The organism is Rhizobium sp. NRK18 (genome assembly GCF_024385575.1).
Taxonomy (GTDB): domain Bacteria; phylum Pseudomonadota; class Alphaproteobacteria; order Rhizobiales; family Rhizobiaceae; genus JANFMV01.
Genome location: NZ_JANFMV010000005.1, coordinates 45559 through 64114, shown reverse-complemented (window position 1 = coordinate 64114; position 18556 = coordinate 45559). Strand labels below are relative to the sequence as shown.

The following is an 18556-nucleotide window of genomic DNA, read 5'->3' as shown; positions in this document are numbered from 1 at the left end:
CCATGATGTCTCAGACCTTCAGCCCTCAGCCGTGGCTGATCATCACGTGACGGACGACGGTGTAATCCTCGAGCGCATATTGCGACATGTCCTTGCCGTAGCCGGACTGCTTGAGTCCGCCATGGGGCATTTCGTTGCAGAGCATGAAATGCGTGTTGATCCAGGTGCAGCCGTAGCGCAGGTCCGCCGAAGCCTTCATCGCCTTGGAGATATCCTTCGTCCAGACGGAGGATGCGAGGCCGTAGTCGCTGTCGTTCGCCCAGCCGACCACGTCGTCGTCGACGCTGAACGGCGTGACCGATACGACCGGTCCAAAGACCTCGCGCCGCACGATCTCGTCGGACTGCAGTGCGCCGGCGACCACGGTCGGCTGGTAAAAGAAGCCGCTGCTGTCCGGCACCGATCCTCCGGCGGTGATCTCGATATGACCGGTCTCGGCGGCGCGCTGCACGAAGCTTGCGACGCGGTCGCGCTGGCGCTGCGAGATCAGCGGGCCGATCTCGTTCTGGGTGTCGTCGGGATCGTTGAAGCGGATCGTCGAGACGGCGGAACTCAGATCGGCGACGAGCTTGTCGTAGATCGACTTTTCGGCATAGACGCGGCAGGCGGCGGTGCAATCCTGGCCGGCATTGTAGTAGCCGAAGGTGCGGATGCCGGCGACGACAGCCTCGAGATCGGCGTCGCCATAGACGATGACCGGCGCCTTGCCGCCGAGTTCCAGATGCGTGCGCTTGACCGTCTTGGCGGCGGCCTGGATCACCTTCTTGCCGGTGGCGATGTCGCCGGTGATCGAGACCATGTGAATGCCCGGCTGGTTGATCAGCGCGTTGCCGACAGTCTCGCCGCGCCCGAGGATGACGTTGACCACGCCCTCAGGCAGGATTTCGGCCAGGAGCTTCGCCATCTTCAGCGCCGTCAGCGGCGTCTGCTCGGACGGCTTGAAGACGACGGTGTTGCCGCCGGCAATCGCCGGAGCGAGCTTCCAGGCCATCATCATCATCGGGTAGTTCCACGGCGCGATGGAGCCGATGACGCCGACCGGATCGCGGCGGATCATCGAGGTGAAGCCCGGCAGGTATTCGCCGCCGATCGTACCCTGCATGTTGCGGATCGCACCCGCGAAGAAGCGGTAGCAATCGGCGATCGCCGGGATTTCATCATTGCGCACGGCATTGATCGGCTTGCCGCAGTTGAGCGCTTCCAGCGCCGCAAACGCATCGGCATCGGCCTCGATCGCATCGGCGATCTTCAGAAGATAACCGGCCCGTTCGCCGGGCGTCGTCTTCGACCAGGCGGAAAATGCCTTGGTTGCGGCGGCGACGGCCGCATCGATCTGCGCCGGGGAGGCTTCCGGCAGGTCGAGGATCAGGCCGCCGGTCTTCGGGTTCAGGATGCGCTCCTCCTGGTCCTCTCCCTTGACCATGTCGGAGCCGATGAGCATTGCGGTATCCATGTGGAGACTCCTTCTTTCTTCTTAGCGTTCTTCATTTGCCGGCGCCGGCGGTCTGGTCGCCGTCGCGTGTGAGGTAGTAGGCGCCGAGGATCGGCAGGAAGGTGACGAGCACGACGACCATGGCGACGACGTTCGTCACCGGGCGCTCATGTGGACGGATCAGTTCTTCCAGCATCCAGATCGGCAGCGTCTGCTGCTGGCCGGCGGTAAAGGTGGTGACGATCACCTCGTCGAAGGACAGCGCGAAGGCGAGCATGCCGCCGGCCAGAAGCGCGGTCGCGATGTTGGGCAGGACGACGTGGCGGAAGGTCTGGAAACTGTCGGCGCCGAGATCGTAGGATGCCTCGATCAGTGAGCTCGACAGCCGCCGGAAACGGGCGACTGCATTGTTGTAGACGACGACGATGCAGAAGGTCGCGTGGCCGAGGATGATCGTCCAGAAGGAAAACGGGATCTCGAACAGGCCGAAGGCCGAGCGCAGCGCGATACCGGTGACGATGCCGGGCAGCGCGATCGGCAGGATGACGAGCAGCGTCACCGCCTCGCGGCCGAAGAAGCGCGAGCGGGCGACCGCGGCTGCGCAGAGCGTGCCGAGGATCAGCGCCAGCGTCGTCGCGATGGCCGCCACCTTCACCGAAAGCGCCAGCGCCTGCCAGACATCCGGGCGGTTCCAGGTGGAAACGAGCCAGCGGGTGGTCAGCCCCGGCGGCGGCCACTGGAAGCTCTTGTCCTCGGTCGTGAACGCATAGACGAAAATCAGCAGGATCGGCAGGTGCAGGAACAGGAGCCCGCCGCCGGCGGCGAGTTTCAGGAGGAAGGGTGCTGAGGTGTTGCGGTCAGAGCGCATCGAAAGCCCCCTGTTTCTTGGCGAGCCAGAGATAGATGCCCATGATGATCACCGGGACGACGGAGAAGGCGGCGGCGAGAGGCACATTGCCGGCCGTGCCCTGCTGGACATAGACAACCTGGCCGAGGAACAGGCGCGAGGTGCCGATGATGCCCGGCACGATATAATCGCCGAGCGTCAGCGAAAAGGTGAAGATCGAGCCCGCGGCGACACCCGGCAGAGCCAGCGGCAGCAGCACATGGCGGAATGTGCTGGCCGGTGCGGCGCCGAGATCGTGCGAGGCTTCGATGAGGTTCGAGGGCACGCGTTCGAGTGCGGCCTGCACCGGCAGGATCATGTAGGGCAGCCAGATGTAGACGAAGACGATGAAGGTGCCGGTGGAGCTGACCGAAAGCGAATTGCCGCCGACGACCGGCAGCGAAAGCCAGGCGTCGAGCACCGGCGTCACGTGCAGCTTGTCTGCGACCCAGCTGATGATGCCTTCCTTGGCAAGGATCATCTTCCAGGCATAGATCTTGACGAGATAGCTCGACCACAGCGGCAGCATGACGCCGAGATAGAAGAAGGCCTTCCAGCGGCCCTTGGCATAGCGCGCGGCATAATAGGCGATCGGGAAGGCGAGGAAGGCGGACGCGATGGTGACCAGCGCGGCCATCACCACCGTGCGCCGGATGATGTCGAAGTTCGACGGTCGGAAGAGTTCGGCATAGGTCGAGAGCGTGAGCTGGTAGTTCGTCAGGCCGGTGAAATCGTCGATCGAGAAGAAGCTCTGCAGCAGGAGCGCGAACAGCGAGCCGACGTAGACGACGCCAAGCCAGAGGAGCGGCGGTGTGAGCATCAGGAAGACGAGCAGCCCTGGACGCCGCCAGAGCGTGGCGGAAATCCGGGACAGCGTGGAGCTGGAGGTGGCGACGGCCGTCATGGCTGGTCGTCCAGGATGTGCAGCGCCGTGCGGTCGAAAGAGAGCGTGACCTCTTCGCCCTCGGGCGGCAGGCTTTCGCCGGCCGGCAGGTTGGCGTGGATGACCTCCTCGCCGACCGCGACCGCGACACGGCGGACCGATCCGAGGAAGGCTGTCGCCGTCAGCGTGCCGGTGAGCGACAGGCCGTCCGGCAGGTTGCCGTTGCCGATCGCCTCTGGCCTGAGGCTCGACCAGGCCTTGAGGCCCGTCAGGCGCTCCGTCAGCGCCGGCGCTAGAATGTTGGACGAGCCGACGAAATCGGCGACGAAACGTGTCTTCGGCTGCTGGTAGATCTCTTCCGGCCGTCCGGCTTGGACGATCCTGCCATTGTTGAAGACGGCGACCCGGTCGGCCATTGACAGGGCCTCGCCCTGGTCGTGGGTGACGAAGATGAAGGTAATGCCGAGACGCTTCTGCAGGCTTTTCAGCTCCTCCTGCATCGCCTCGCGCAGCTTGAGGTCGAGCGCGCCGAGCGGCTCATCGAGCAGCAGCACCTTCGGCTTGTTGACGAGTGCGCGGGCGAGCGCGACGCGCTGGCGCTGGCCGCCAGAAAGCTGACCGGTGCGGCGCGCGCCGTAGCCGCCAAGCTTGACGAGGTCGAGCGCCTCTTCCGCCGCCTTGTGCCGGCTTTTCTTGTCGACACCGCGCACCATCAGGCCGTAGGCGACATTGTCGAGAATGGTCATGTGCGGGAAGAGCGCATAGTCCTGGAAGACGGTATTGACGTTGCGCTTCCACGGCGGCACACCGTTGCCGTCCTCGCCGAAGATGCGGATGTCGCCGGCGGTCGGCTGCTCGAAACCGGCCACGAGACGCAGGCAGGTCGTCTTGCCGGAGCCCGACGGCCCGAGCATGGCGAAGAATTCCCCTTCCTCGATGTCGAGGTCGACAGCGTCGACGGCCCTGACGGAACCGAAATGGCGGGATACCGAGCGGAAGCTCACTGCGATTGTCATCGTCTTTTCCGGCGCTTTCGTTGTGGTTTGTCTGATGTCGGCGGGAGAAAGCCCCTCCCCAACCCCTCCCCACAAGGGGGAGGGGCCTACCCTCGAACGTGTCGGAGTCGGGAAAGCTGTAACCTCCTGTTTCTCCCCCCTTGTGGGGGAGATGCCCGGCAGGGCAGAGAGGGCCTTACTTTATCTGCAGAACCTTACTGCCCGCCCATCACGGCGATGTAGTCGCTGACCCAGCGGCCGTAGGGGACGCAGGTTCCCTGTTCGCACTTCGATACCGGCGTTCTCCAGAAGGAGATCTTGTCGAAGTTGTCGAAGCCATTGGTGGCGCAGCCGCCATCGCCCAGGAGTTCGTTGCCCTTGCAGGCAGCCGGTACGGACGGCACGGAGCCGAACCAGGCGGCGACATCGCCCTGGACCTTCGGCGACAGCGAATGCTCCATCCACATATAGGCGCAATTCGGATGGGCGGCGTCGACATGCATCATGGTCGTGTCGGCCCAGCCGGTGGCGCCTTCCTTCGGGATGGTTGAGGAGATCGGCTGGCCGTCGGCTTCCAGCAGGTTGACCTGATAGGGCCATGAACCGGAAGCGACCACGCCTTCGTTCTTGAAGTCGTCGGTCTGGACGGTCGCATCGTGCCAGTAGCGGCCGACGAGCGAACGCTGGCCCTTCAGAAGCTCGATGGCCGCGGCGTACTGGTCTTCATTGAGCGCGTAGGGATCGGTGATGCCGAGGTCCGGATTGGCGGTCTTCAGGTAAAGTGCAGCGTCGGCGATGTAGATCGGTCCGTCATAGGCCTGCACTCGGCCCTTGTTGGACTTGCCGTCCGGAAGCGTCATTTCCTTGAAGACGACATCCCAGCTTTCCGGCGCTTTGTCGCCGAACGCCTTGGTGTTGTACATCAGCACGTTGGGGCCCCACTGATAGGGTGTGCCGTAGTGCTTGCCGTCGACCGTGTGCCAGGCTGCGTTCTGCAGCCGCTCGTCGACGGTCGACCAGCTCTTGATGAGGTCGGTGTTGATCGGCTGAACCTTGCCGCCGGCGATCAGCCGCAGCGAGGCGTCGCCGGAAGCGGTGACGAGGTCGAAGCCGCCCTGGTTCATCAGGGTGACCATTTCGTCGGAGGTGGCGGCGGTCTTGACGTTGACCTTGCAGCCCGTCTCCTTCTCGAAGCCGGTGACCCAGTCATAGGCCTTGTCGCTGTCGCCGCGTTCGATATAGCCGGCCCAAGCGACGATATCGACTTCGCCTTCGCCGGCGCCGATTTCGGTCTTCATGTCCGCCGCGAACGACGGAACGACCGAGCCGAAGGCAAAGGTCAAGGCGGTGGTCATGCGCAGAAATGTCTTCATGATGATCCCCTTCGTTGGCTTTCCGGGTTTTCCCGTTCTTGTTGCGGGAAAGGATATCGGCCAATTCCGGTTTCGCAATTTCTTTTATCAGAAAGACGGTATCGGAATTTCCGATACCTATCCTTGCGGATCATCTCAGGCGGGGCGTTCGCTGCGCCTGGGCAAGGGCGATGAAGTTCCTCAGCGGCTGCGACAGGCTGAGCCCCCGCCGCCAGACAAGGCCGACATGGACGGCCGGAAGCGAGGCGGAGACGTCGCGGGCCTCGATGCGGTCGCCTTCCAGCGACCAGGGCCGATAGATGAGGTTCGGCAGGATGGCGACGCCGGCGCCGGTGGCGACGAGGCTGCGCACCGCTTCCACCGAGCGGGTGCGAAATGCAACTTCCGGGCGAGCGCCGAAGGCGGCGAGCAGCTTGCGGGTCGATTCCTCGATTTCATCCACCGTCAGCATGATCAGCGGCTGGCCGACGATATCCTCCATGGCGATGGACTCGCGCGTCGTCAGCTCGTGCCCGGCCGGCAGCCACAGGCTGAAGGGCGACATTTCCAGCGTTTCCGACTGCAGCGCCTGCCGGTCGCGCAGATTGTTCAACAGCATCACGGCGACATCGAGCTCGCCGCCGACCAGCAGGTGTTCGAGATAGTTGCCGTCGTCCTCGATGGTGCCGACGTCGACGCCCGGAAAGGCGCGGCGATAGCGCGCCAGCAGATCCGAGAGCACATAGCCGGCGACCAGCGAGGTGACGCCGAGCTGCAGTGTGCCCGCCGTCTCGTCGGTCTTCTCGTTGACGACCTGCCGGGCCTCGGCGACGTCGGCGAGGATCTTGGTCGCGTGGCGGAGAAACTGGTGGCCGGGATGGGTGATGTTGAGCCCGCGCGGATGGCGTTCGAACAGGCTGACGCCGAGATCGCGCTCGAGCTCCTTGACGGCCTCGGTGATTGAGGATTGCGAGATCGACAGCGCATGCGCCGCGCCGGACACCGTCCCCTGTTCGGCAACGGCGACGAAATACTGGAGTTGCCTGAGCGTGAAGGCCAAAGACGCCACCCTGCTTTATCGAAACGCGGCGGGCCCGCTTATGCCCGGACCCGCTTCTGCACGCTATCAGCATTCGATTCCGCCATCAATTCATGGCGTTGGCAGCGCTGGACGGCAGGTGTCGGATGATCAGGCCGTGAGGCCGGGCAGCTTCGGCTCGGTGCCCTTGATGGCGGCATGGTTGTCGAGGAAGGGCTGCACGGCGTCAGCTGGCATCGCCTTTCCGAACAGGTAGCCCTGGCCGACGTCGCATCCCTGCTGCAGGAAATAGGCAAGCTGCGAATGTTCCTCGACGCCTTCGACCGTGGTTGCCAGGTTCAGGCTCTGGCTCAGGCCGAGGACGGCCTGGATGATCTTCTGCTGGCGCTCGTCGCTGTGCACATTGGCCGCCAGGCTCTTGTCGATCTTCATCCGGTCGAAGCGATAGCGGGCGAGCTGCGACAGGTTCGAATAGCCGGTGCCGAAATCGTCCAGCGCAATCTGGATGCCCATTTCATGCAGCCTGTCGATGATGTTGGCAGCCATAGCCGGTTCGCGGGCCAGCGCGTTCTCGGTGATCTCGACCTCGAGGCGTCGCGGCGTGAGACCGCTGCGGTCGAGAATTTCCTGAATGCGCACCGGCAGGAGGCGATCCTCCATCTGCACCGGGGAGACGTTGAAGGACAGGAACAGGTGCTCCGGCCATGTGCGCGCGTCCTCGCAGGCCTGGACCAGCAACTGGTGGAAGAGTTCGGTGATCAGGCCGGTTTCCTCTGCCAGCGCGATGAAGACCTGTGGCGAGACGAAATCGCCATCCTCATCGATCCAGCGGGCCAGTGCCTCGAAGCCGCATACTTCGCCGGTCTTGAGGTTGATCAGCGGCTGATAGAAGGGTTGGATAAGATGCTGCTGGATCGCCTGGCGCAGCTTTTCCTCCAGCCTGGCGCGCTTGGCTACGCGTTCATGCATGTCGGTCGAGAACAGAAGCGCGTTGTTGCGGGCGGCCGACTTGGCTTCGTAAAGCGCCATGTCGGCATTGTGTGACACTTCCTCCAGCGTCCTGCCCTGATGCGGCCAGCGGGCGTAGCCGACGCTTGCTCCGACTTCCGTCCAGATGCCGTCGATCAGGATCGGCCGGGTCACGCCCTGAATCATCAGCCGCGCGAATCCGTCCGCCTTGGCAAGCGGCAGATTGTTGGCGAGCACGATGAACTCGTCGCCGCCGAAGCGGAAGACGCTGGATATTCCGGCCAGCTGGCAGAGCCGGCGGGCGACTTCCTTCAACAGCGCGTCGCCGCCCCAGTGACCGACGAGGTCGTTGACCTTCTTGAAGCCGTCGAGGTCCACGGAATAGACGGTGACGCTCGGCTCGGCGATCTCCACCCCGTTGCTGTCGACGACACCACAGAACTTCGTCACGTCGACGCGCTCGAAGGCGTAGCGGTTCGGCAGGCGCGTCAGCTGGTCGTGGGTCGCTGTCCAGTCGGCTTTCTCCTCCGCCTGGCGACGCAGCACCATTTCCTTGCGCAGATCGTAGATGCGGAGTGCCGAATAGGCAACGCTGGTGATACCGGCCACCAGAAGCGTCAGCAGAATGGAGTCGGCATGGGCCCCTATGCCGACGCGCAGAAGCTGCAGGACGTTGTCTTCGGAGGCCACCGCCGGAATCCAGAACGCGAATGCGACTGCAGACAGCAGCAGCAATTGCCGACCGGCTCGACTGTTGAAAAAATCCGCCATCAAACACTCTCCTCCAGCACTACCTATAATTGAGGAGATTTAATTTTAAGTGAATATTAGCGCGTGCTGAATGTTGGTTGCCCTCACCTGCCCTTTCGGGCGATCAGGTCTCACCCATCGCATCTTCTATGAACTTTGCGAGCAGCGTCCGGATCTCCTCCGGATCTGCATCGGTCAAGGATTTCATGCCGATGATGTCACGCATGATCGCGATGCCGAAGAATGCGGAGAGCAGCACGGTGGCCTTCACCTCCCTGCCCGGGCCGGCGGCTTTCGCGAGGGGTGCCAGCACAAGCTCGTCCCCGAGTTCGCGGATGATGCCGGATGCCTCCGGACTGGTCATGGAGTGGATGAGAATATCGATCGATCGCGGCTCGGGTTCATCGGAGGTGCTGACGAACTTTTCGAGCAGACGTTGGAACGTCTGCGGGCCGAAATCGCGAAATGCGCTCTCTTCCGCGATCGATGCGCGAACGCATTCCGCAAAGAGCTTCTCCTTGGATCCGAAGCTGCGATGCACCCAGGCGACGTCGACGCCGGCGTCGGCTGCAATCTCCCGCAAGCCGGTCGTATTGTAGGACTGCGTTGAAAACCGCTTGATCGCATGTCTGAGGATGCGTTCGCGCGTGCTCTCGTCCGCGTGGCCCTCGTCGCGCCTGGTCGTCATGGCCCTATCTCCCCTCTTCTCACCGGGGCTGCCAATCGCTGCCCATGTCCGCAATCTAATCAACACCCGTTGACAAATTTAGTCAACGGGTGTTGATATACCAAAAATAAGGCCATTCAGGCATAATTTTCAGCAAGCGGCAAAATACGTCGCAACAATTGGCTTAAGGTACCCGGGGCCCACGCAAAAGGCACCGCTAACGATTTGATCGGGGATGACATCACGATGATCCTGCCACACCCTCGGATCCGCCGGAGACTTCTCTCCCGCTTCGGTCCATCCTGGTCCGGCCCGCGGCTGGGTGCCCATTTGCTGCTCGCCATCATCGGTGGCGTTGCCCTTGCCGGATGCGACCGTCAGGATGCGCAGACCGAAACCTCCGCCCAGCCTGTTCGCGTCGCCACGGTGTCGATTGCGGACTACCAGCCGATCGCGACGATTACCGGTCAGGTTCAGGCCCGGATCCAGACGGACCTGGCGTTCCGCGTGGGTGGCAAGGTCATCGATCGAAGCGTCGATGTCGGCAGTCATGTCAAGGCCGGTGACGTTTTGATGCGGATCGACAACACCGAGCAAAAGGCCGATGTCGCGATTGCGGAAGCGAGCCTGCGCTCGGCCGAAGCCGACCTGACGCAGAAGACGCTGGCCTATCGGCGCTATCAGGCCCTTCTGGAATCGCAGGCGATCGCCCAGCAGTCCTTCGACCAGGCGCAGCAGGAGCTGACCTCCGCCCAGGCCGCCCTTGAATCGGCGCGCGCGCAGCTTGCGACGGCGCGTGATACGCTGTCCTACACCGAACTCAAGGCAGACGCGGACGGCGTCATCACCTCCCGGCGGGTGGAAGTGGGCGCAGTCGTTTCGCCCGCGCAGGCCGCCCTCACGATCGCGCATGACGGTCCAAGGGATGCGGTCTTCGATATCTACGAAGCCTTCTTCCTAAAGGGCGAACCGTCGACGCCGGTCGAGGTACGCTCGATCAGCGATCCCGGACAGAAGGTGGAAGCCGATATTCGCGAAACCTCTCCCGTCATCAATTCCAAGACCGGAACGATCCAGGTCAAGCTGACGCTGCCCGAAAGCGTCCAGTGGCCGCTTGGCACGCCGGTCACGGGCGCCTTTCTGGCGCCGCAGGAAAAGGGTGCGATCCTGCCGTGGAACGCGATGTCCTGGATGGAAGGCAAGCCGGCCGTCTGGGTCGTCGATCCGAAGAGCCGCATGGCCTCGCTGCATCCGGTGGACGTGGCGCTCTATCGCGCTCACGATTTCGTGGTGAAGAGCGGACTGAATGCGGGCGATATCGTCGTCACCGACGGTACCAAGCTCATTCGTCCCGATGAAGTTCTCGACTGGAAAGGCTGATCCCATGCGTCGACACAAAGCCGCAATCGCGCTTTCCGTCATTCTCGCAACCTTGTCCTTCGGCTCTGCCGGCATAAGGGCGGAAGAGGCGGAAGCTGCGCCTGTCGTTCGCCCCGTCCTCTGGGTGGAGGCGAAGGCCGAGCATGCCGGACTACTTGATTTCGTCGGCACCGTGCAGCCGCGGGTGCAGGTTGATCTTGCATTCCGCACGCTTGGCCGCGTCATCTCCCGCAACGTCAATATCGGCAGTGTCGTCAAGGCCGGCGATGTCCTCATGACGCTCGATCCGCTGGCGTTGAAGTTTGCATTACGCATGTCCGAGGCCAACCTGCGTTCCGCCGAGGCGAGCCTGGAAAACGCTCGGCTCGTCGCGGAACGCAAGCAGAAGCTGGTGTCGTCCAACACGGTCAGCCAGGTTGACGTCGATCTGGCACAGCAGAGCCTCGTGTCGGCCCAGGCCAGCCGCGATCAGGCACAGGCGAGTCTCGACAAGGCGCGCCAGCAGTTGAGCTATGCCGAACTCAAGGCCGATTTCGATGGCGTGATAACCTCGACATCCGCCGAAGTCGGTCAGACGGTGGCGCTCGGTCAGACCGTTCTGACGCTTGCCCGGCTCGACCAGCGCGACGCGGTGGTGGATGTGCCGGAGGCTCTGTTGCGGCCGATCCGCAATACACCGGAAATCACCGTCGAACTTCAGCTTGACAAGACAGTCACCGCGGAGGGGACGTTGCGCGAAATTGCGCCGGAAGCCGATCCGACCACTAGGACCTATCGCGTCAAGATCGCCATTGACGGTGCGCCTCAGGCGTTCCGGCTCGGCTCGGTCGTCACCGTCCACTTCTCCACCGAAGACGGTGCGGAAGTCATTCGCCTGCCGAAGTCCTCCATCTTCAGCAAGGACGGGAAAGACTATGTCTGGCTGATCGGCGAAAAGGACAGCGCCGTGCGGCTGACCGAACTGAAGATCGATCCGCCGTCCGCGGATGCCACCTATGTGCGCGTGCTGTCAGGCGTGTCGCGCGGCGACAAGATCGTTGCCGCAGGCGTTGACCAACTCAAGGACGGCGAGACCGTCAAACTCGGCCAGGAGCGTCGCTCGTGAAGAAATTCAATCTTTCGGATTGGGCGCTCGATCATCGCTCCATCGTCTGGTATTTCATGATCGCCTTTGCCCTCGCGGGCCTGAACGCATACGTGCAGCTCGGCCGCGAGGAGGACCCGTCCTTTACGATCAAGACCATGGTCGTGCAGGCTCAATGGCCGGGCGCGTCGGCGGAGGAAATGACCCAGCAGGTCACCGACCGCATCGAGAAGAAGCTGCAGGAATTGCCCTCCCTCGATTATACCCGCAGCGTCACCAAGGCCGGCTCGACCACGGTCTTCGTCAACCTGCTCGACACCACGAGGGGCAAGGATGTCGATCAGACATGGCTGACCGTTCGCAACATGGTCAACGATATCAAGGGCAACTTTCCGTCCGGCGTCGTGGGGCCCTTCTTCAATGACAAGTTCGGTGACGTCTACGGCAATATCTTCGCCTTCACCTCGGATGGGCTGACGAAGCGCGAGCTGCGCGACAAGGTCGAGGATGCCCGCACCGAAATCCTGACCGTCCCGAATGTCGGCAAGGTCAGCATCATCGGCGCGCAGGACGAGGTCATCTATCTCGAATTCTCGCCGAAGAAGCTTGCCGCGCTCGGCCTCAACGTGTCCTCCGTGATCTCGACCCTGCAGGCACAGAATGCGGTCACGCAGTCCGGCATCATGCAATCGGGAGCCGAAACCATCGCGCTCCGCGTCGGCGGCAGCTTCTCCTCCGAGGACAGCCTGCGTGCCGTCAATCTCAGGGTCAATGACCGCTTCTTTCCGTTGACGGACGTCGCCAATATCCGTCGTGGCTATGTCGATCCGCCAAGCTCGCTTTTCCGCTACAACGGCAAGCCGGCGATCGGTCTGGCGATCGGCATGAAGCCGGGCGCCAATCTGCTCGATTTCGGCAAGGCGCTCGACGAGAAGATCGAACGCATCCAGCAGGAGCTGCCGGTCGGCGTCACCGTCTCGCACGTCTCCGATCAGCCGGCCGTCGTCGAGGAGGCCGTATCCGGCTTCACCCGCGCGCTGTTCGAGGCGGTTGTGATCGTTCTGGCCATCAGCTTCATCAGCCTCGGGGTCCGGGCCGGCCTCGTCGTCGCGGTTTCCATCCCGCTCGTTCTGGCGATCACCTTCCTCGTCATGCAGTATTCGGACATTTCGCTGCAGCGCATTTCGCTCGGCGCGCTGATCATCGCCCTCGGCCTGCTGGTCGATGACGCCATGATCGCGGTCGAGATGATGGTGGCGCGGCTCGAAGTCGGCGATACGCTGCGCAAGGCGGCGACCCACGTCTACACCTCGACGGCATTCCCGATGCTGACGGGAACGCTTGTGACGGTGGCCGGCTTCCTGCCGATCGCCTTCAACAACAGCAGCGCCGGCGAATTCACCTTCACTCTGTTCGTCGTCCTGGCCGTGTCGCTGACCGTGTCCTGGGTGGTGGCGGTGGTCTTCACGCCGTTGCTCGGTGTGACGATCCTGCCGAAGAGCATGAAGAAGCATCATGAGCACAAGGGCCGCGTCGCTTCCGCCTTCGGCAGCATTCTGCGCGTCTGCCTGCGTTTCCGCTGGCTGACCGTCATCGCCACCATCGCCGTGTTCGGCGCTTCTATCGCCGGCTTCTCGCTCGTCCAGCAGCAGTTCTTCCCGAGTTCCGACCGTCTGGAGCTGATCGTCGACTGGAATCTGCCGCAAAACAGCACGATCGCCGAAACCGGCCGTGAAATGCAGCAGTTCGAAGACGAGAAGCTCAAGAACAATCCGGATATCGACCATTTCTCGAGCTACATCGGCGAAGGCGCACCGCGCTTCATCCTGTCCTACGACGTTCAGGATCCGTCGCCGGCCTTCGGTCAGACCGTCATCCTGACGAAAAGTCTGGAGGCGCGCAATCGGTTGCGTCCGGAACTGCAGGCCTATCTGAAGAAGACCTTTCCCGGTTCCGACGCCTATGTGAAACTGCTCGACATCGGGCCGCCTGTGGGCAAGCCGGTGCAGTATCGCGTCAGCGGCCCGGATGCCACGAAGGTTCGCGACGAGGCGCTGAAATTCGCCACCGTCATGGGCAGCAATCCCGAGCTGACGAGCATCGTGCTCGACTGGAACGAACCTGCCCGCGTGGTCAAGGTCAACGTCCTGCAGGACAAGGCGCGCGAGCTTGGCGTCTCCTCCCAGGACATCGCCAACGTTCTGAACGGTGTCGTCCAGGGAACGACGGTCACGCAGGTTCGCGACAGCATCTATCTGATCGACGTGGTGGGCCGTGCGGTCGACACCGACCGGTCATCGATCGATGGTCTTTTGAGCCTGCAGATTACCAGCAGTTCGGGGGAATCCGTGCCGCTGTCGTCTGTCGCCACCTTCGATTACGAACTGGAGCAGCCGAGTATTGCAAGGCGCAACAGAATTCCGACGATCACGCTGAAGGGCGGTATCATCGGAGACAAGCAGCCTGCGACGATCGTTGACGAGCTGAAGGACAAGGTCGCGGCCTTCGCCAAGGATCTGCCGGTCGGCTATTCGGTGAAGGTCGGCGGTGCCGTCGAGCAGAGTGCACAGTCCCAGGCGCCGATCATCCAGGTCGTTCCGCTGATGCTGTTTGCCATGGCCACCCTCCTGATGATCCAGCTGCAGAGCTTCCACCGCCTGTTCCTGGTCTTCTCGGTCGCGCCTCTGGCCCTGATCGGGGTGGTGGCGGCCCTCGTCTTGAGCCGCGCGCCGCTCGGGTTCGTCGCAATCCTCGGCGTGCTGGCGCTGATCGGCATCCTGATCCGCAACTCGGTCATCCTGATCGTGCAGATCGAGCAGCTGCGCAAGGAGGGGGTCTCGCCGTACAAGGCCGTGATAGACGCGACCGAGCAGAGAATGCGGCCGATCATGCTGACGGCCGCCGCCGCGACGCTCGGCCTGATCCCGATCGCCCGCGAGGTGTTCTGGGGGCCGATGGCCTACGCCATGATGGGCGGCATCGTGGTCGGGACGTTGCTGACGCTCCTGTTCCTGCCGGCGCTCTATGTCACCTGGTTCCGCATTCCGCGCGAGGAAGAATAAGCGCTTTCGTGATGGAAATCGAGCTGCCGGCGCTTGCCGGCAGCTCCTCGGCCCCTATTTTCCGCGCCGATCGCTAAACAATCTCAATCCATGATCAGTGGGGACGCATGCGTATCGTCATCATGTTGGTGCTTCTCGGCGCCATGCTGGCCGGGTGCGGCACCCGGCCGTCCGACGCGGTTCTGGTTCCCGCCAAAGTCTCGGTCAAGCCGTGGCGCGAGGTGACGATCTATGCCGTCACCACCCGCTCGCCGTCGGAAGACGGGGTAGGCTACGGGTCCGGCAAGGCCGAAAAGACACGCTATTTGCGCTACACCATCTCCATCCCGCAGTCGCATACGCCCGGCGAGATTGAATATCCCGGCCCCACCGCCGGTCCGGACAAGAGCTTCACCGTCATTGCCGCCGAACGGGTCGACCACACCCAGTTCCTGCAGGCCGTGGCCCGGCAGAAGCAGAGCGGCAAGCAGATCGGCGTGTTCGTGCACGGCTTCAACTACAGTTTTCAGGAATCGCTCTTCCGCATGGCGCAGATGAGCGCCGACGCCGATGTCGACGGCATGGCGGTGCTGTTCGCCTGGCCCTCGCTGGCCGAAATATCGGGTTATATCGGCGACAAGGACGCCGCAGCCTATTCGCGCGACCAGCTGACCGAACTTCTCACCGACCTTGGCCGCAGCGGCGGCAAGGATACGCTGGTGCTGGGCCACAGCATGGGCGGTTGGCTGACGATGGAGGCACTCAGGCAGATGCGGCTGACCGGCAAGGGCCGCGAGATGAACCGCCTGCAGGTCGTGCTCGCTGCACCCGATATCGATCTCGACCTTTTCCGCGCCCAGCTTGAGGTCGTCGGACGGATGAAGAACCCGCTTGTCGTCCTGGTGTCGCCCGATGACCGCGCCCTGAAATTGTCGAGCCTGCTCGCCGGCGACACGCGCGCCGGGGCGCTGGATATTCGTGATCCCTCGATCCAGGAGGAGGCGCGGGAGGCGAATGTGGCGATCGTCGACATATCCGAGCTATCGTCCGCCGACGGCACCAACCACGATCGCTTCACGGCATTGGCCGCACTCTACCCGAAGCTGAAGGCGGATGGGCGCCCGAATGAGGTCCAGAGGGCCGGCGTATTCGTCTTCAGCACGATCGGCAACACGATTTCGGCGCCGTTCCGCCTGGCAAGCAGCGCCTTTTCGCAAGGACCGCGCTGAAGCGGCCACGCACCCGACCGTCTGGACTTCTATCGGCGGCCGCCTAGATTGATCGCCAGACGGAAGGAAAGGACATTCGATTGGCGGTTTATGTCGATGACATGGCAGCGCCGTTCCGCGGCATGGTCATGTGCCACATGGCGGCCGATACGACGGCGGAACTGCTCGATATGGCCGACCGCATCGGCATGGCGCGCAAATGGCTGCAATATCCCGGAAGCTACCGCGAGCACTTCGACATCAGCCTCGCGATGCGCGCCCTTGCGGTGTCGGCCGGTGCGGTCGAAATCACCCGGCGCGAACTCGGTCGGCTCATCGCGGCGAAGAAAAGCGCGGCTCCCGCGCGTCGCTATCATCTCGCCAGGATGACACTTCCGTCCCACCACGGCTGATATCGAAGCCACCGGCAACCTCTTCACGCCTTTGGCGGAAAATGAGCAAAATTTTCTCATTTGCCACTTTTGGCGGCAGGTTTCTCCCATCAAAGGGCGGCCGATATCTGCGATAAGACGCCCATCGTGAGCACTCAGGAAGGAATAACAATGAACCGGCTCCACCTTTTCGCCGCAGCCGCCGCGCTGCAGGCCCTCGCATTCACTCCGGCGCTTGCCGGCGACAACCTCGACCAGATCAAGGCCGACGGCGTGTTGAAGATCGGCACCGAAGGCACCTATGCGCCCTTCACCTATCATGACGACAGCGGCAAGCTCGTCGGCTTCGACGTGGAAATCGGCGAAGCGATCGCCAAGCAGCTCGGCGTCAAGCCGGAGTTCGTCGAAGGCAAGTGGGACGGCCTGATCGCCGGCCTCGACGCCAAGCGCTACGACGTCGTCATCAACGAAGTCGGCATCACCGAGGCGCGCAAGGAAAAGTATGCCTTCTCCGAACCCTATATCGCCTCGAAGGCCGTGCTGATCGTCAGCGCCAAGAACGAGGACATCAAGGGCTTTGCGGACCTGAAGGGCAAGAAGTCTGCCCAGTCGCTGACGTCGAACTTCGGCAAGCTTGCCGAACAGAACGGCGCCAGCCTCGTCGGCACCGACGGCTTCGACCAGTCGATCCAACTGGTCATCACCGGCCGCGCCGACGCGACGATCAACGACAGCCTGTCCTATCTCGACTTCAAGAAGCACCAGCCGAACGCACCGGTGAAGGTCGTCGCCGAAGAGGCCAATGCCGATCATTCCGGCGTGCTGATCCGCAAGGGCGATGAAGATCTGGTCGCCGCGATCGACAAGGCTCTGGCCGACATCAAGGCGGACGGTACATATCAGACGATCTCGGAAAAATATTTCGGCGAAGACGTCTCGAAATAACAGGCCGCGAACGGCGGGATTGCCGTTCGAATGGCTGACGACAAATGGAACATGGAGCGCCTGACGTCCGCGTCGGGCGCTCTCATTTACGGAGTTTATCGTGTCCCACTGGCTGCAACTGATGGCCGATGCGCTGCCGACCCTGCTTTGGGCCGGCCTGACCTTCACCATCCCCCTGACGCTCATCTCCTTCGTGCTCGGGCTGGCACTCGGCCTGCTGACGGCGGTCGCCCGGCTGTTCGGCCCGACGCCGCTGGCGCTTCTGGCCCGCTTCTACGTCTGGGTCTTCCGGGGCACGCCGCTTCTGGTGCAGCTTTTCGTGATCTTTTACGGCCTTCCGAGCATCGGCGTGCTGCTTGATGCCTTCCCGGCCGCCGTCATCGGCTTCACGCTGAACATCGGCGCTTACTCCTCGGAAATCATCCGTGCGACCATTTCCTCGGTGCCGAAGGGCCAGTGGGAAGCGGCCTATTCCACCGGCATGAGCTGGCGCCAGGCGATGATGCGCACGATTCTCCCACAGGCCGGACGGGTGGCGATCCCGCCGCTCTCCAACACCTTCATTTCGCTGGTCAAGGACACCTCGCTTGCCGCCGCCATCACCGTGCCGGAACTGTTCCAGGCGGCGCAGCGGATCGTCGCGACCACCTATGAACCGCTGATCCTCTATATCGAGGCAGCACTCATCTATCTCGCCATGAGCTCCGTTCTCTCCACGCTGCAGGCGCGGCTGGAAGTGCGGTTCGCGCGCTATGGCGGCATGCTGGAGGCCAGCCGATGATTGAGCTCAAGGACATCGAAAAGCGCTTCGGCGAGGCCGTCATCCTGCGCGATATCTCTCTCTCCTTCCCCGAAGGCAGCGTCACCGCGCTGGTCGGTCCGTCGGGCGGCGGCAAGAGCACGCTGCTCAGAACCATCAATCTGCTCGAGCAGCCGACGCGGGGCACGGTGACGATCGGCCGCGAAAGCGTCGAATTCGTGCCGGACCGCAAGGTGCCGTGGCGTTCGATCCAGAAGATCCGCTGCCAGACCGGCATGGTGTTCCAGAATTTCCAGCTCTTTCCGCACAGGAGTGTCCTGGAAAACGTCATGGAAGGCCTGCTCGTGGTGCAGAAATGGCCGAAGGAAAAGGCGCGCGAACGCGCGGTCGAGCTCCTGACCAAGGTCGGCATGGAGCACAAGATCGACGCCTGGCCGGCCAACCTGTCGGGCGGCCAGCAGCAGCGCGTGGCGATCGCCCGGGCGCTGGCGCCCTCGCCCAAGGTGCTGCTCTGCGACGAGCCGACCTCGGCGCTCGATCCGGAACTGGCGGCCGAAGTGGTCGATGTCCTGGGCACGCTCGCCAACGAGGGAACGACCATGGTCATGGCCACCCACGACCTGCGGCTCGCCTCGCAGATCGCCAATTTCGTCGTCTTCCTGGAAGCCGGCAAGATCGTCGAGACAGGCAGCGCGGAACAGATTTTCCGTACGCCCGAACATGAGCGCACGCGACGCTTCGTTTCCTCGATCAATGCGGCGCAAACGCTCTGA

Annotated in this window: 16 protein-coding genes; 8 read left to right on the top strand and 8 right to left on the bottom strand. The window is 63.0% G+C overall.

All coding sequences use genetic code 11. The features are described from left to right. Positions 1-25: 25 nt before the first annotated feature. From NN662_RS21145 to NN662_RS21110, 8 genes are all read right to left on the bottom strand, one after another. Positions 26-1453: a gamma-aminobutyraldehyde dehydrogenase gene (locus NN662_RS21145; protein ID WP_261932412.1), complete on the bottom strand. Its 1428-nt coding sequence runs from the start codon at positions 1451-1453 to the stop codon at positions 26-28. A gap of 31 nt (positions 1454-1484) precedes the next feature. Continuing rightward, positions 1485-2300: an ABC transporter permease gene (locus NN662_RS21140; RefSeq protein ID WP_261932411.1), complete on the bottom strand. Its 816-nt coding sequence runs from the start codon at positions 2298-2300 to the stop codon at positions 1485-1487. Then, positions 2290-3222: an ABC transporter permease gene (locus tag NN662_RS21135; protein WP_261932410.1), complete on the bottom strand. Its 933-nt coding sequence runs from the start codon at positions 3220-3222 to the stop codon at positions 2290-2292. Before NN662_RS21135 ends, NN662_RS21140 begins: the two co-directional genes overlap by 11 nt. Further along, complete coding sequence (locus NN662_RS21130; protein ID WP_261932409.1) at positions 3219-4217, bottom strand: ABC transporter ATP-binding protein; 999 nt, start codon at positions 4215-4217, stop codon at positions 3219-3221. The genes NN662_RS21135 and NN662_RS21130 overlap by 4 nt, the downstream gene beginning before the upstream one ends. Positions 4218-4411: 194 nt before the next feature. Further along, positions 4412-5569, bottom strand: a complete 1158-nt coding sequence (locus tag NN662_RS21125) for an ABC transporter substrate-binding protein (protein ID WP_261932408.1) — start codon at positions 5567-5569, stop codon at positions 4412-4414. A gap of 130 nt (positions 5570-5699) precedes the next feature. Next, complete coding sequence (locus NN662_RS21120) at positions 5700-6608, bottom strand: LysR family transcriptional regulator (protein WP_261932475.1); 909 nt, start codon at positions 6606-6608, stop codon at positions 5700-5702. A gap of 129 nt (positions 6609-6737) precedes the next feature. Beyond that, positions 6738-8327, bottom strand: coding sequence for a putative bifunctional diguanylate cyclase/phosphodiesterase (locus NN662_RS21115; protein WP_261932407.1), 1590 nt, complete (start codon positions 8325-8327; stop codon positions 6738-6740). A gap of 103 nt (positions 8328-8430) precedes the next feature. Further along, positions 8431-8994 carry a TetR/AcrR family transcriptional regulator gene (locus NN662_RS21110; RefSeq protein ID WP_261932406.1) on the bottom strand — a complete coding sequence of 188 codons (564 nt, stop codon included), beginning with the start codon at positions 8992-8994 and terminating at the stop codon, positions 8431-8433. A gap of 225 nt (positions 8995-9219) precedes the next feature. On the opposite strand from NN662_RS21110, the gene NN662_RS21105 reads away from it, so the two are divergent. From NN662_RS21105 to NN662_RS21070, 8 genes are all read left to right on the top strand, one after another. Further along, positions 9220-10353: an efflux RND transporter periplasmic adaptor subunit gene (locus tag NN662_RS21105; RefSeq protein WP_261932405.1), complete on the top strand. Its 1134-nt coding sequence runs from the start codon at positions 9220-9222 to the stop codon at positions 10351-10353. A gap of 4 nt (positions 10354-10357) precedes the next feature. Next, entirely contained in the window at positions 10358-11458 is a 1101-nt protein-coding gene (locus NN662_RS21100; protein WP_261932404.1) for an efflux RND transporter periplasmic adaptor subunit, read from the top strand. Beyond that, complete coding sequence (locus tag NN662_RS21095; RefSeq protein ID WP_261932403.1) at positions 11455-14499, top strand: efflux RND transporter permease subunit; 3045 nt, start codon at positions 11455-11457, stop codon at positions 14497-14499. Before NN662_RS21100 ends, NN662_RS21095 begins: the two co-directional genes overlap by 4 nt. Positions 14500-14606: 107 nt before the next feature. After that, positions 14607-15707 carry an alpha/beta hydrolase gene (locus NN662_RS21090; RefSeq protein WP_261932402.1) on the top strand — a complete coding sequence of 367 codons (1101 nt, stop codon included), beginning with the start codon at positions 14607-14609 and terminating at the stop codon, positions 15705-15707. Between the two features lie 80 nt (positions 15708-15787). Further along, complete coding sequence (locus NN662_RS21085; protein ID WP_261932401.1) at positions 15788-16099, top strand: DUF4031 domain-containing protein; 312 nt, start codon at positions 15788-15790, stop codon at positions 16097-16099. A gap of 150 nt (positions 16100-16249) precedes the next feature. After that, positions 16250-17023: an amino acid ABC transporter substrate-binding protein gene (locus NN662_RS21080; protein ID WP_261932400.1), complete on the top strand. Its 774-nt coding sequence runs from the start codon at positions 16250-16252 to the stop codon at positions 17021-17023. A 100-nt stretch (positions 17024-17123) separates the two neighbouring features. Continuing rightward, complete coding sequence (locus NN662_RS21075; RefSeq protein WP_261932399.1) at positions 17124-17804, top strand: amino acid ABC transporter permease; 681 nt, start codon at positions 17124-17126, stop codon at positions 17802-17804. After that, the gene (locus NN662_RS21070) at positions 17801-18556 is read left to right on the top strand and encodes an amino acid ABC transporter ATP-binding protein (protein ID WP_261932398.1); all 756 of its coding nucleotides are present in this window, start codon (positions 17801-17803) and stop codon (positions 18554-18556) included. The genes NN662_RS21075 and NN662_RS21070 overlap by 4 nt, the downstream gene beginning before the upstream one ends.

Excerpts from the sequence above, each read along its gene's own strand:
- NN662_RS21145 (WP_261932412.1), bottom strand. The coding sequence starts at position 1,453 with ATGGATACCGCAATGCTCATCGGCTCCGACATGGTCAAGGGAGAGGAC.
- NN662_RS21140 (WP_261932411.1), bottom strand. The coding sequence starts at position 2,300 with ATGCGCTCTGACCGCAACACCTCAGCACCCTTCCTCCTGAAACTCGCC.
- NN662_RS21135 (WP_261932410.1), bottom strand. The coding sequence starts at position 3,222 with ATGACGGCCGTCGCCACCTCCAGCTCCACGCTGTCCCGGATTTCCGCC.
- NN662_RS21130 (WP_261932409.1), bottom strand. The coding sequence starts at position 4,217 with ATGACAATCGCAGTGAGCTTCCGCTCGGTATCCCGCCATTTCGGTTCC.
- NN662_RS21125 (WP_261932408.1), bottom strand. The coding sequence starts at position 5,569 with ATGAAGACATTTCTGCGCATGACCACCGCCTTGACCTTTGCCTTCGGC.
- NN662_RS21115 (WP_261932407.1), bottom strand. The coding sequence starts at position 8,327 with ATGGCGGATTTTTTCAACAGTCGAGCCGGTCGGCAATTGCTGCTGCTG.
- NN662_RS21110 (WP_261932406.1), bottom strand. The coding sequence starts at position 8,994 with ATGACGACCAGGCGCGACGAGGGCCACGCGGACGAGAGCACGCGCGAA.
- NN662_RS21105 (WP_261932405.1), top strand. The coding sequence starts at position 9,220 with ATGATCCTGCCACACCCTCGGATCCGCCGGAGACTTCTCTCCCGCTTC.
- NN662_RS21100 (WP_261932404.1), top strand. The coding sequence starts at position 10,358 with ATGCGTCGACACAAAGCCGCAATCGCGCTTTCCGTCATTCTCGCAACC.
- NN662_RS21090 (WP_261932402.1), top strand. The coding sequence starts at position 14,607 with ATGCGTATCGTCATCATGTTGGTGCTTCTCGGCGCCATGCTGGCCGGG.
- NN662_RS21080 (WP_261932400.1), top strand. The coding sequence starts at position 16,250 with ATGAACCGGCTCCACCTTTTCGCCGCAGCCGCCGCGCTGCAGGCCCTC.
- NN662_RS21070 (WP_261932398.1), top strand. The coding sequence starts at position 17,801 with ATGATTGAGCTCAAGGACATCGAAAAGCGCTTCGGCGAGGCCGTCATC.